Here is a 12,765-nt window from a genome sequence, read left to right as displayed (position 1 = left end):
TAACAATACACAAATGCACCTACTTAGTCAAACTGACTTTGTTGTCACTAAGTATCATTCCAGCTGCTTTTTCTGCAATCATCATAGTGGGCGCGTTAGTGTTCCCTGAGACTAGCTCTGGCATAATCGAAGCATCAACAACTCTTAAACCTTTAACGCCATATACTTTAAGCTGGTCATCGACTACGCTGTCTTTATCATTACCCATCTTGCATGTTCCAACTGGGTGATAAATACTCTGGCTATTGTTTTTTGCAGCCTCAAGTAAATCTTCATCAGAAACTAATGAGCCTCCAGGAACGAACTCGTCAAGAATATGTTGCTTAAGTGGGCTGGCATTTGCAATTTTTCTGGCCACCTTTATTGAGTCAATTGCTATTTTTTGATCACTCTGTGTAGATAGATAATTTGGAATAATTTTAGGAAGATCTTCTGGATTCTTTGAGTTTATAGTGACCTCACCTCTGCTCTGAGGCCTAAGATTACAAATAGACATTGTAAATGCAGAAAAAGGATGAACCCCATCTCCTGGCTTATCTGCACTTAGTGGCTGCATATGAAATTGTATATTTGGCCTTGATCCATCTAAGGATGTATTAGTAAAAATGTAAACTTGGCTGGCACTGAGGGTTAATGGCCCTGTCCTAAAAAGTGCATATTGCATTCCAATTAAGGCTTTTTTCCACCAGGTGTTTAGTTCGTCATTTAAGGTTCTAGTATTTGTTTTAAAAACCATCCTTACTTGTAAATGATCTTGAAGATTTTTACCAACTGCAGGGTTATTGTGAATAACCTTAACTCCTAGTTTTGTTAGATTTTTTTCATCTCCAATTCCTGAGAGCTGTAATATTTGAGGCGAGCTAATTGCGCCAGCAGATAAAATTACTTCATGGTTAGCATTGATAGTTTTATCTGGTTGATCATTGCTTTGCATGCAGTCAACGCCTATTACCTTTTTATCAGAGAAGACAAGTTTACTAACTTGAGTATTTGTGATGATTGTTAAATTTTTTCTACTTCTGATTTTTCCATTTAGAAATGACCTGTAGGAGCTTTTTCGAAAGCCCTTAAATGAGGTTTGCTGAAAATAGCCGACACCCTCCTGTTTCTCTCCATTGCAATCTGGATTGTAAGGTATGCCTATTTCTTCAGATGCCTTGATAAAGAGATCGGCGATTTTTCTTCTAAGCCTGAGATTGGATACTTTTAATTCACCATCCACACCATGGTATTCATTTTCTCCATTTTCTTGGCATTCGAACTTTTTAAAGTATGGGAGCACGTCATCATAACCCCACCCCTTATTTCCTAAATCTTTCCAGTTATCATAGTCATGCCTATCGCCACGAATGTATAGCAATCCATTTAGTGCACTAGAGCCACCAAGCACTTTGCCTCTTGGCCAATCTATTCTTCTATTGTTTAATCCTTTGTCTTTTTCTAGTTTGTACATCCAATCAAACTTTGGATTATTCATGGTTTTAAAATAACCAACGGGCACATGAAGCCAAAGATTGTCATCCTTGCGGCCAGCTTCAATCAGTAAGACACTGTTATCAGGATTAGCTGAAAGCCTATTTGCTAATAGGCAGCCAGCCGAGCCAGCTCCTACAATAATGTAATCATATTTCTCTTTCATATACTTCTAGTAGTAAATTATTTTATTAATCAAGAATAATATAGATTGAAATATATAAATGATATACAGTGAAATTATTAATGTAAGTATATTTAGTGAATCAATTTATTTCTAATTAAATTATATAGCTTAAATAGTAATTTTATTTAAGAATTAGACAATACATATATATCAATTGATGTATACTAAAAGTTGATTAAATGCTTTAAGTGTTTTTAAACTTATCGCTAATCAAAGTACTTTTTATATTTATTTAGATTAATTAGGAGATTTTATGTTTAGAAATAAAGTTGTTCTTTTGACATCTGTAGCATTGCTTACTGCTAGTTCAAGCGCTATGGCGGTCAATTTAAAAATTCAATCTGTATTAAACTCTACAGGTAGTGAAGTTGGTTACGTTAGAGACTTTGCAGAGGATGTTGCTGCATTAACTGATGGTAGAGTAACGATGGAAGTCCTCCCTGGAGGTTCTGTTGTACCTAACGCTGACCTTATCGATGCTGTAGACGCTGGTCTAATTGATGGCGGATTTGCATGGACTCACTACTGGTCTGGTAAGCACCCTGCAGCAATGCTGTTTGGCTCTCCAATCGCTGGAGCTGGCCTTGGTATTGATAATATTGCATGGCTTTCTTGGTTCCACAGTGCCGGTGGTAAAGAGTTATACGATCAACTATGGGACGAGATGGACCTAAATGTTGTTGGTTTGATGCTTCAACCGGTTGGTCCTGAAGCGCTAGGTTGGTTTAAAGAGCCAATCAATAGTATGGATGACTTCCGTAAATTAAGATTCCGTGCACCTCCAGGACTCCCAGGTCAAGTTTATAAAGACATTGGTGTCGCAGCTGTAGCTATGGGTGGTGGTGATATTCTTCCAGCACTTGAGAAAGGCGTAATTGACGCAGCAGAATGGTGCTGCCCAGAGCCGGACAGAGACTTTGGTTTCCAAAAAGTTCTTAAGTATTACTACTTACAAGGACTTCACCAGAACGTTGTGAATGCAGATATGTATATTAATGGCGATGTGTGGGATAAGATCTCTGCTCGTGACCAACATGCTATTCATGTTGCTGCAAGAGCAGCAAGACTTGACTCTATGTCAAATCGTATCTATGCAAACGGTATTGCAATGGCAGACTTGCTAGAGCAAGGCGTTCAGCTAATGGATACGCCTGAAGACTACTTCGTAGAGTTTATGGCTGCTGCGCAAGCACAACTTCAAAAGAATGCTGATGAAAATGCATTCTTTGCTGAAGTATGGGCATCACAGAGAGATTTTGCTGAAAAAGCTGTACCTTTCTGGTCAGGAGCTCAGTCTTCTAACGCTAAGTTAGGTTTAGCTTTTACGAAGACTTTACAGTAAAGATCTTTAGTAAAACTTAAAAACTAAGTTGCCAATAGTGAAAACTGTTGGCAACTTTTTTTTATCTAAATATATTTTTTCTAACTTCAGGTTCTCCTTTATCCTGAAGTTAGAAAAGCCATATTAATAGAAGGGTTTTATTTAATGAATCCTAAAATTTGTTACAATAGCTGTAGTGTTTTTTAGATTTATAATTGGGTACATTTATGTCAGAAAAAGAAGATATTAATGAATTAGACATTACAGATGAAATGATAGCTGAGGGCAGATCATATACTGGGGTCATGCCGGATGATATGCCTAAGTTAATGGCAAAAATAATTCTCAGTATTGATCTCTTCAGTCTCAGAGTTGGTCAGTTAGCATGTTGGCTCACTGTTCCAGTATTCACTGCCATGTTTATTGAGGTTGTGGGAAGACACTTCTTTGGCTCCCCAACAATGTGGGCCTACGATATTAGTAGAATGGGGGCAGGGGCAATGTTTATGCTCGGCGCTGGGTATGCACTCTCAAAAGGCATTCATATACGAGCGGACTTTATGTATCGAGATTGGTCGGTCAAGACTCAAGCAATCATTGACTTAACTTTATATATATTATTTTATTTTCCTGGATTGATAGGCGCTGCGTGGGCATGCTATAAGTACGCTTATAAATCTTGGTCAATCATGGAAAGGGGTATGGACACTGCCTGGATGCCTTATATGTATCCAATTAAGTTTGCCTTATTTGTTGGATTTATTTTCCTTTTAATTCAAGGCGTTTCAGAGGTGCTTAAGTGCGTCTATGCAATCAAAAATAGGAGATGGCCATGACTCCAGAAGTACTAGGCATTGTCCTAATATTAACCATGTTGTTTGCCATATTTATTGGCTTTCCAATCTCATTTACGTTAATTTTCTTAGGAGTCTTCTTTGGCTATATAGGTTTTGGAGATCTTGTTTTTTACTTAATGACCTTTCAGTTTTCTGGGAGTATGCTTGAGCAAACCCTCGCAGCAATTCCATTGTTCACCTTTATGGGTATTCTCATGGAGAAGGCTAATCTCATGGAGAGGTTATTCACATCCGTTCAGATGGCACTTGCCAGAACCAAAGGCTCTTTATTTGTAGCCGTTCTTTTTGTTTCAGTAATTTTTGGAGCTGCAACAGGTATTGTGGGTGCATCAGTCACGATTTTAGGAATTATGTCAGCTAAGACAATGAACAGAGCGGGCTATGATGTTCAGTTGGCTGCAGGAACAATTACTGCTGGCGGTACTTTGGGAATCTTGATACCTCCAAGCATTATGTTAGTTGTTATGGGCCCTATTCTAAATGTTCCAGTAACGGATTTATTTGCTGCGGCAATTATGCCTGGACTAATGTTAGCAGTACTTTACACAGGTTATACACTTATTAGATGCCACTTAAATCCATCATTAGGCCCTGTCGTTCCTGAAGACCTTATTCCTGACTCTATGAGAGAGGTGTGGATTGAGTTTTTCAAAGGCCTTGTTCCGCCCGTTCTATTGGTGGGATCATCCTTAGGAAGTATATTGGCTGGCCTAGCAACGCCTACAGAAGGTGCTGCAATGGGAGCAGTGGGTGCGATATTTTTAACACTTGCGTACCGAAAGTTAAATTTTAAAGTTTTTCAAGAGTCTTTATTAAAAACCCTTGAAATTACTACATTAATTATGGTTTTAGTTTGTGCCTCAAACTTTTTTGGCTCAGTTTTTTCTAGATTGGGAACACCAACGATGATTACTGAGGCATTAATGCTTTTAGATCTTCCACCAACAGCAATATTGCTAATAGTTATGGCATTTATTTTCTTGTTGGCCTGGCCATTAGAGTGGGTGCCAATTGTACTAATCATTATTCCAATCGTTTTGCCTCTAATTGAGCAATTAGGTTTTAACTTAACTTGGTTTGGAATCCTTGTGGCTGTCAATCTTCAGACTGCTTGGCTTTCGCCGCCTGTTGCATTGTCTGCCTACTTTCTCAAGGGGGTTGCCCCAGACTGGGATTTATCAGATATCTATAAAGGTATGATGCAATTTATGGCTATTCAAGTTGTTGGATTAGCGTTAATTATTATCTTCCCACAAATTGTTCTATGGTTGCCAGAATATCTCTATGGCTAAACAAGGCTTGGTTAACCTGAAGGAATTTTAGCTTTACATAAATCGTTGACGCAGGAAAAATCTAAGTGTCGAGTGTTGTCTAATCCTTAGAATGTATCGCCGAAAGTGCTGTTTTGGGTATTGACGTAGTCGATGTCATCGGTATGAACGAATGATGTTCTTAGCTCAATAGTCTCGTTATGATATGTTTGACCGATACGCTCTATCCGAAGAATGGGTGAATCCAATTTAACATTGAGAAGAGCGGATACTGTTTTATCTGCAGAAGTTGCTTTTAATTTCTCTGAGCAGTTTGTTATAAATATGTTGAATTTATTTTGATATAGGTTGTATATTGTATTAGCTCGGTTTTTAAAAATTTCTTCAGTTAGCGTTGGAAATTTAGCTTGTGATATGATTATTTTATCAACAATATAATTTTTTTTATTAATGCCTAGCTTATTAAATATTTGATAAACATTACTCCCAGGAGAAATATTTAATATTTTTGCTTCATACTTAGTGGCTTTTTTTGTTTCAAAAGAAATGAACTCTACTTCTGGGTAGGATATCTCATCAGTTCCATTTAATGCAAAATGAAAATACGCAAAATGGAAAGTGCTTTTATCATGCTGAAAGACAAAAGTTCCTAAACCCTGTTTTCGAATAAGGAAGCCTTCTTTTTCTAATGCACCTACTGCCTTTCTAACTGTTCCAATTGAAACGTTGAAGAGATCAACAAGTGTTTTCTCATTTGGAATTAGTTGGCCTGGCCTTAACTCATCGCGGTAAAGGCAATTAAATAACTCATTCCTTATTTGGAGCCACATAGGAGTCTTGCTGTCCCTGTCTATGTTAAATTGGAGATCAGTAATACTCATAAAATGTGTAAGTTGTTAAAAATGAGGTTTCAGGATAACCTTAGCTGAGGCCATTGTACCATTGTGAAGACTCTTAAATGCCAAATCAGTTTCAGACAGAGGCATCTCTTCTATCCATGATAAGTCACCAAAATCTCCATTTTCAATAGACTTTAAGGCAGACTTAAAGTCCTCCATGTTGTAGGTGTAACAACCAACTAGCTTCACTTCTTGAAGTGTAATTTTTCGGATGTCAATATTCGTAGTCCAGCTAAGAAGGCCTACATTAACTACTGTACCTCCTGCTTTGACTGAGGCAATAGAAAGAGTATTTGTCTTTTCACTTCCAACACAGTCAATTACAACATCGAATGTGCTGTCTTTGACTGAATGGGTTAATGGGTTAATGGCAATAACGCCAACATGGTCTTTAACGCAAGGGTGCCTAGCCATATTGGTTTCAAGTACCTGCATTTTAACGCCATGGGATTTAAGTAACAGAGCTGTTAAAAGGCCAATAGCACCAGCACCTATAACTAAAACGTGGCAATCGCTTATAGGCTTAAATGAATTTTCTATGGCAAGATTTACAGCATGGACCACAGTTGCCGCGGGCTCAGTTAAGGCCACATGGTTTGAATTCATAGTGCTAGGCGCATGAACTAGGCATTGATTTGGTATGGTCATGTATTGAGCAAAAGCGCCCTGCCTACTCATTCCAATCATATCCCTATCACTGCAAAGGTTGTCTCTACCCTGAAGGCAGTATTCACATTTTCCACATGTAATAAGTGGATTGCCTGTTACTTTTTGACCCTTATGAATGCCTTCAACTATTTCGCCACAAAACTCATGGCCCAGTATTAAGCCAGGGTTTCTTCTTGGGTCTTTGCCATGATATGCGTGCATATCAGACCCACAAATTCCAACGGACTCAATGCGCAATAAAACATCATCATCACGATCAATTTGCGTTGGCTTGTATTCACTATAAAAAGTCATTTCATTCGGCGCTGTGTATACTACCGCTTGCATTTTATTAATCATGCTGCTGAAAACCCTCCATCTAAAAATATTGTCTGACCGGTGACATATGAGTTTGCATCACTGCACAAGAAAACACTAATACCAAAAATGTCTTTTTCTTCTCCGTTGCGATCCATCATTGTTTTTGCTGCTAAATTCTTTAATTTCTCAGGATCTTGAAATAATGACTCCGTTAGATTTGTTCTAAAAAATCCTGGAGCAATTGCATTGACTAATACTCCATTCTTTGAATAGGCCTGAGCTAAGGCTCGAGTAAGCTGCATAATGCCACCTTTGCTTGCACCATATGGAATGCTGTTATCAAATGCTCTAAGGGATTGAAGAGAGGCGATATTTATAATTCGTCCCCAATTATTTTTAGTCATTAATTCGGCAACAAGCTTGCTTAAGTAGAAAGGGGCAGTTAAGTTAATGTCAATAGTCTTCTGCCATTCTTCGAGTGTTAACTCTTCAGCAGACGTTCTAAGATTTATTCCAGCAGCATTTACTAAAATGTCAATTTTTCCAGACTCTTTAGAGATTTGAGTTACCATATTTTTAAGGTCGGCAGTTGATGTGACATCCGCTTGAATGAAGGCGCCTTTAGAGCCTTGATCTTTTATCTCTTGAAGGGTTTCTTCTGCATTGCTTCGACTGCTTGCAATCCAAACAAATGCGCCTGCACGAGCAAGCGCAAGCGCCATCATTTTTCCCACCCCACTTGTACCACCAGTTATTAGTGCTACTTTATTTTCTAGTGAGAAATCTGCTAAGTTCATAAAGCTATTCTAATACAGGTGCGCCTAGGTCAAACGTTTCATCTGGAAAATATTTACTTAGCCTAACATCTGAAGCTCTTGCGTGTCCTTCCATTCCCTCTAATCGAGAGATTCTAGATGATGCCTGGGCAATTTGACGTGTAGATTCTTTGTCCATACGCTGCCAAGTTAAAACCTTTAAGAATTTATGAGCAGAAAGACCTCCAGAATAACGACCAGCTGCCTTTGTAGGAAGAATATGGTTCGGGCCAGAAGCTTTATCTCCGAAAGTCACTGTTGTCTCTTCACCTAGAAATAGAGATCCATAACATGTTAAGTTTTCTAGCCACCAATCAAGATCTTCACACTGAACTTCAAGGTGCTCTGCTGCGTATTCATCTGATATCTTTACAACCTCTTCACGAGACTCACATAGCATAACTTCACCATAGTCTCTCCATGCACAGAATGCTGCATCTTTAGCAGTTGGTGGAAGTTTTTCAATATACTCTGGTACCAACTCCATTACTTTTTCAGCTAATTCTTTAGACGTTGTAAATAGCCAGCCAGGTGACTCGTGACCATGTTCCATTTGACCCACAAGATCAATTGCAACAACGTCAGCATCGGCGTGCTCATCAGCAATCACTGCAACTTCTGATGGACCAGCAAATACATCAATACCAACTTGTCCAAAGAGCGTTCTTTTTGCCTCTGCTACAAATTTATTTCCAGGACCAACAATGATGTCAGCTTTTTTTCCAGTAAATAGTCCATGAGCCATACTTGCTATTGCTTGTACACCACCTAAAGTCATAACGTGATCAGCTCCAGCAGTCTTCATTGCATACAGAACATACGGATGAATACTTTTACCTTGATACGGCGTTGAGCATGCAATGATGCAAGGCACGCCAGCAGCTTTAGCTGTTGCAATACTCATATATGCAGATGCAATATGTGCGTAGCGTCCGGTTGGAACATAACATCCAGCAACATTTACTGGAAGTAGTCTTTGACCAGCTTCAACGCCATTATTTTTGGTATGAAATTCTTCAATAGAATCACGCTGAGCCTTTGCAAACTCATAAACTTGCTGACATGCAAAATCTATATCATCCTTAACATTTTGAGGGACGTCAGAGATAATATTGTCAATTTCAGAATCTGAGAGCAAAATCTCACCAGACCATCCATCTAGTTTTTCTGCGTAGTTTCTAACTGCTTGTTCCCCATCTTTATCTATATTGGCAAGCATGTCATGAACCACTTTTTGTGCTTCTAATACATTTGATGCTGCTGATTTATCAGCTTTTTTTAAGTAGATCATATTCTTCTCGTTTATTAATAGTTAGGCGCTTTCATATAAACGCGTTAATACAAACTCTTGATGCCCTAATATTTCTGCAGCAGTCATTCTTCCGTTTGAAGTGTGAATAAGACTTTCAAGAAGCATATCACCAGCCTGATCCATATTGATATCACGCTTTAATAAACCAGTTACATCAACATCCACATGCTCTGACATCGTTCTAACTGTTCTTGGATTTGCACAAACTTTTATAACAGGAAGGATTGGATTACCAATAATGTTTCCTTGCCCAGTAGGGAATAGGTGAGCTACATATCCAGAGGCTGCGCATAATGTAACCATTTCTGCAGCTGCAGAAGAAGAGTCCATAAACCATAGGCCCTTACTTGTAGGCATTTCTGCTTTATCTAAAACGCCGTCAACGACACATTTTTTCCCAATCTTTTGTATGTTGCCTAATGCCTTTTCTTCGATCGTAGTTAGACCACCTTCAATATTTCCTTTAGTAGGCTGTGAATCAGATAGGTCATCTGTCTTAAAGCGCTCAATCATATCTTGATAGCGATTAAACATAAACATAAATTTTTCAGCAACAGCATCATTAGCACATCTAGCTTTAACTAAATGTTCACCACCTGTAATTTCAGATGTTTCACCAAAAAGTAAAGTACTGTCCATTTCATATAACTTATCGAACGCATTACCAACTGTTGGGTTTGACCCAAAGCCCGAAGTAGTGTCTGATTCCCCGCATTTAGTTGATACCCAGATTTCACTGAGGTCACATGGCTCTCTTTGAAGTCCTGTTGCGAAATGAACCATATCATAAGCCGCTTTTGAAGCGTCAGCGATAGTTTGTATGTCACCTTTTTTCTCAATAGAAAAACCTTGAACTGGCTTACCCGTTGCAGCAATTCCATCAACGATTTTTTGCGTCCAGTCTGGCTCTATTCCAATAACCACTACTGCGGCAACATTTGGATTTGATCCCGTACCAATCATTGTCCTAAAATGTAGATCTAGATCTTCACCAAACTGAAGTCTACCATAGGGATGAGGAAGGGCTATCGTGCCTTTAATATTGTTAGAAACTGCTTCACAAGCAGCATTTGAAATATCATCAACTGGCAAGATAATAACGTGGTTACGAATTCCTACTCTATTGTTTTCGCGACGATATCCATGGATTTTTTGATTTAAATTTATCATTACCACCTCTTAGTTTTTACGTTATGAACATGTAGATGATCACCTACAGCAATCTTTGAAATTGTTCTACCAATATCTACACCATACTTGATGACAGTATCATCTTCATTTAAATCCTTAATAGCTAACTTATGCCCAATTGGAATATCTTGATTAATTTTGATATCTATCAAAACATCCTGGTCCATTATCCAACCACTTAGAGTGTCGTTTGCTTTTAATCCTTCGACGGTAACAACGCCAACGGAATCATCTTCATCATGAACTATAAACTGAATCATTCTTGCTCCTTGAAATACGTATAAAAAAACTTTTAATTAATCTTTTAGTGAAAAATATTAATGAGAGATATATTATATCATATATATGAATTTCTACTTTATATATTGCTTAAAAAATTATTTACTTTCGATATAAAACTAAATATACAATATCATGTTAAGGCTTGTACTCGCTAAACTCAACGCTGAAAAATTAGAGTAAAAATGAAAAAAATTATCTTGTTTGTGATTATTAATTGTTTGACTTTTCCTGCTCTATCAGCAGCTGGTGACCTTTACTACTGTGAGATGATTCAAGCAGTTGAGTTAAAAGAGGACGGCCTTGTTAACTATATTCCTCAGAAATTTAAATTTAGAATTACTGAGAAGAGTTCTATACAATTTGGAATGGATGAAAACTATTTCAAAGGCCTTGAATTGGTTGTTACAGATTTTTCAAATAATGGTGAGCAATTTTATGGCGAAAGCTTTGAGTACTCATATGGAAGTTTTTACTTTGCTGACATTATTAGATGGCCATCAAAAGGAGTGGATAAATTAACAGCTACTGCGGTAAGTGCACAATGCTCAATTGTTGATGACTACACAGTATAAATAGGAAAAGTTAATACAATTATGATTTCAAGAGCACTTAAAACAAATCGATTAATACGCTTATTTGGTATAACCAAAGTACCAATGATTTGGTATTGTCGCCCAAAGGTTATTGAGCATACGGATGAAAAGATTGAAATTAGAATCCCTTTTAAGCGAAGAACTAAAAACCACTTAGGAAGTATGTATTTTGGTGTTTTAGCAGTCGGCGCTGATATTACTGGCGGCTTTTTAGCGATGGATCCAATTCAAGAAAGTGGACGAAAAATAACTTTAATATTTAAAGATTTTAAGGCTGATTTTCTAAAGCGTCCTGAGGGCGATGTCCACTTTATATGCAGAGATGGTTTGGCAATTAAAGAGCTGGTAAAAACTGCTGCAAGTTCAGGCGAGAGGCATAATTATAAATTGAATATTGAAGCTACTGTTCCTTCGCTGTCTCCTGACGTCGTTGCTAAATTTGAACTTACGTTATCTTTAAAGGATAAAACATAAAGTTAGCAAGTGTTTTTTTTTATAATGCTGGGGTCAGTAATTAATCTCCCTCAAACATCAAAGAAGATTTGGACTTGTAGGAGAGACTTAGAAGATGCGATTTGTTAAATAGCAAACAAAAACCACTTAAACTTATATTACTTACTACCAAAAGCTAAGCAAGCTTTTTTAGAGGTAGATATTAAAGCCTCTAGAAAGCTTTCAATATTCTCGTCAGTGAATCTACTTGTAAGTCCCGACAATGAGATTACACCAATGAGCTCTCTATCACGTCCCAAAATAGGAACTGTAATACCTGCAATATCAGGGTCACGCTCTCCATGACTAATATAGTATCCCTGATCCTGGATAATTTTAGACTGAGATGTTTTAGGATTTACAAACGCTTCTAGCACCTTTCCAGAAGAACCAAGATTAAGCGGATTTATTTCTCCTTCATCGATATGATATCGCATCCTTCTTTTAGAATTCTCACAATAAAGAACTACACTTGAATTGCCACGCAAGACATGAAATGCAGCGGTTTCTTTTGTTTTTTCAACAAGTTCTATTAGAGCTGGGCGAATAATATTTCCTAGTTGAAGGTTGTCACGGTAAACCGAACTACGATGCCAAAGCGACGCGCCAAGGTGAAAAATACCATCATAATCACGAGTAAGATAACCAAACTTTTCAAGTGATACACTAAGTCGCAATATTGTGGCTTTATCCAGGCCAGTTCTTTGCGCAAGCTCTTTAAGTGCAAGACCATTATCACCCATATTAAATGCTTCAAGTAAACGCAGAGCTCGTTCCACTGACTCAACCCCGCTTTTGATAGGCTTTGATTTTTCTGTCGATTTAGTCATTTGCATGTTAATATTATTTAATTAGAGGCTCTTTATAAAGGTGACTTGGAAATTCAAAGAATTGTAAAGCTATAAATTAATAAATAATTTTAAGGTAATTTTAGAAATACGTAATAAAAAATGAAACATAATTTCATTTTAAACATTTTTTTAAATTTAAAACATAAAACATAAAGCTAGGCTGATGTTAAAGAGCCTTAATCTGAAAGAATTAATTAGTACAAATTTCCCACATATGGATGAGTTCTTTTTAAGATTAAAATGAACTATATA

At 37.5% G+C, this 12,765-nt stretch carries 13 protein-coding genes; 5 read left to right on the top strand and 8 right to left on the bottom strand.

Annotation, left to right across the window (positions count from 1 at the left end; genetic code table 11):
- Nucleotides 1-19: 19 nt before the first annotated feature.
- The gene (locus tag ABXT49_RS07885; protein ID WP_416651717.1) at nucleotides 20-1,639 is read right to left on the bottom strand and encodes a GMC family oxidoreductase; all 1,620 of its coding nucleotides are present in this window, start codon (nucleotides 1,637-1,639) and stop codon (nucleotides 20-22) included.
- 274 nt (nucleotides 1,640-1,913) lie between these two features.
- Here ABXT49_RS07885 and ABXT49_RS07880 point away from each other — a divergent pair, with 274 nt between their 5' ends.
- The 3 genes from ABXT49_RS07880 to ABXT49_RS07870 all read left to right on the top strand — a co-directional run bounded on the left by ABXT49_RS07880 (nucleotide 1,914) and on the right by ABXT49_RS07870 (nucleotide 5,130).
- Nucleotides 1,914-3,002, top strand: coding sequence for a TRAP transporter substrate-binding protein (locus ABXT49_RS07880; protein WP_416651715.1), 1,089 nt, complete (start codon nucleotides 1,914-1,916; stop codon nucleotides 3,000-3,002).
- 206 nt (nucleotides 3,003-3,208) lie between these two features.
- Nucleotides 3,209-3,817, top strand: a complete 609-nt coding sequence (locus ABXT49_RS07875; RefSeq protein WP_416651713.1) for a TRAP transporter small permease subunit — start codon at nucleotides 3,209-3,211, stop codon at nucleotides 3,815-3,817.
- A complete protein-coding gene (locus ABXT49_RS07870; protein WP_271556711.1) occupies nucleotides 3,814-5,130 on the top strand; it encodes a TRAP transporter large permease subunit in 1,317 nt (438 codons plus the stop codon). The genes ABXT49_RS07875 and ABXT49_RS07870 overlap by 4 nt, the downstream gene beginning before the upstream one ends.
- Nucleotides 5,131-5,216: 86 nt before the next feature.
- On the opposite strand, the gene ABXT49_RS07865 is transcribed toward ABXT49_RS07870, so the two are convergent.
- The 6 genes from ABXT49_RS07865 to ABXT49_RS07840 are packed head-to-tail and all read right to left on the bottom strand — an operon-like array spanning nucleotide 5,217 to nucleotide 10,555.
- Nucleotides 5,217-5,990, bottom strand: a complete 774-nt coding sequence (locus ABXT49_RS07865; protein ID WP_416651711.1) for a GntR family transcriptional regulator — start codon at nucleotides 5,988-5,990, stop codon at nucleotides 5,217-5,219.
- A 15-nt stretch (nucleotides 5,991-6,005) separates the two neighbouring features.
- Nucleotides 6,006-7,016 (bottom strand): alcohol dehydrogenase catalytic domain-containing protein, encoded by a 1,011-nt coding sequence (locus tag ABXT49_RS07860; RefSeq protein ID WP_416651709.1) that lies wholly within the window; start codon nucleotides 7,014-7,016, stop codon nucleotides 6,006-6,008.
- Nucleotides 7,013-7,774, bottom strand: a complete 762-nt coding sequence (locus ABXT49_RS07855; protein WP_416651707.1) for an SDR family NAD(P)-dependent oxidoreductase — start codon at nucleotides 7,772-7,774, stop codon at nucleotides 7,013-7,015. The genes ABXT49_RS07860 and ABXT49_RS07855 overlap by 4 nt, the downstream gene beginning before the upstream one ends.
- Nucleotides 7,775-7,778: 4 nt before the next feature.
- Entirely contained in the window at nucleotides 7,779-9,083 is a 1,305-nt protein-coding gene (gene hisD / locus ABXT49_RS07850; RefSeq protein ID WP_416651705.1) for a histidinol dehydrogenase, read from the bottom strand.
- 21 nt (nucleotides 9,084-9,104) lie between these two features.
- Nucleotides 9,105-10,274: a UxaA family hydrolase gene (locus tag ABXT49_RS07845; protein WP_271556730.1), complete on the bottom strand. Its 1,170-nt coding sequence runs from the start codon at nucleotides 10,272-10,274 to the stop codon at nucleotides 9,105-9,107.
- The gene (locus ABXT49_RS07840) at nucleotides 10,274-10,555 is read right to left on the bottom strand and encodes a UxaA family hydrolase (RefSeq protein WP_271537545.1); all 282 of its coding nucleotides are present in this window, start codon (nucleotides 10,553-10,555) and stop codon (nucleotides 10,274-10,276) included. The genes ABXT49_RS07845 and ABXT49_RS07840 overlap by 1 nt, the downstream gene beginning before the upstream one ends.
- A gap of 204 nt (nucleotides 10,556-10,759) precedes the next feature.
- On the opposite strand from ABXT49_RS07840, the gene ABXT49_RS07835 reads away from it, so the two are divergent.
- Together ABXT49_RS07835 and ABXT49_RS07830 are read left to right on the top strand one after the other, a co-directional pair.
- Complete coding sequence (locus ABXT49_RS07835; RefSeq protein ID WP_416651703.1) at nucleotides 10,760-11,149, top strand: hypothetical protein; 390 nt, start codon at nucleotides 10,760-10,762, stop codon at nucleotides 11,147-11,149.
- A gap of 21 nt (nucleotides 11,150-11,170) precedes the next feature.
- Complete coding sequence (locus ABXT49_RS07830) at nucleotides 11,171-11,644, top strand: PaaI family thioesterase (RefSeq protein WP_271556733.1); 474 nt, start codon at nucleotides 11,171-11,173, stop codon at nucleotides 11,642-11,644.
- A 137-nt stretch (nucleotides 11,645-11,781) separates the two neighbouring features.
- On the opposite strand, the gene ABXT49_RS07825 is transcribed toward ABXT49_RS07830, so the two are convergent.
- Nucleotides 11,782-12,492 (bottom strand): IclR family transcriptional regulator, encoded by a 711-nt coding sequence (locus ABXT49_RS07825; protein ID WP_416651701.1) that lies wholly within the window; start codon nucleotides 12,490-12,492, stop codon nucleotides 11,782-11,784.
- Nucleotides 12,493-12,765 lie beyond the last annotated feature (273 nt).

The sequence above is a fragment of the Candidatus Pseudothioglobus sp. Uisw_086 genome (genome assembly GCF_048085745.1).
Taxonomy (GTDB): Bacteria; Pseudomonadota; Gammaproteobacteria; order PS1; family Pseudothioglobaceae; genus Pseudothioglobus.
Note: the sequence above shows the minus strand (reverse complement) of the source record. Positions and strands in the feature narration are given on the sequence as shown.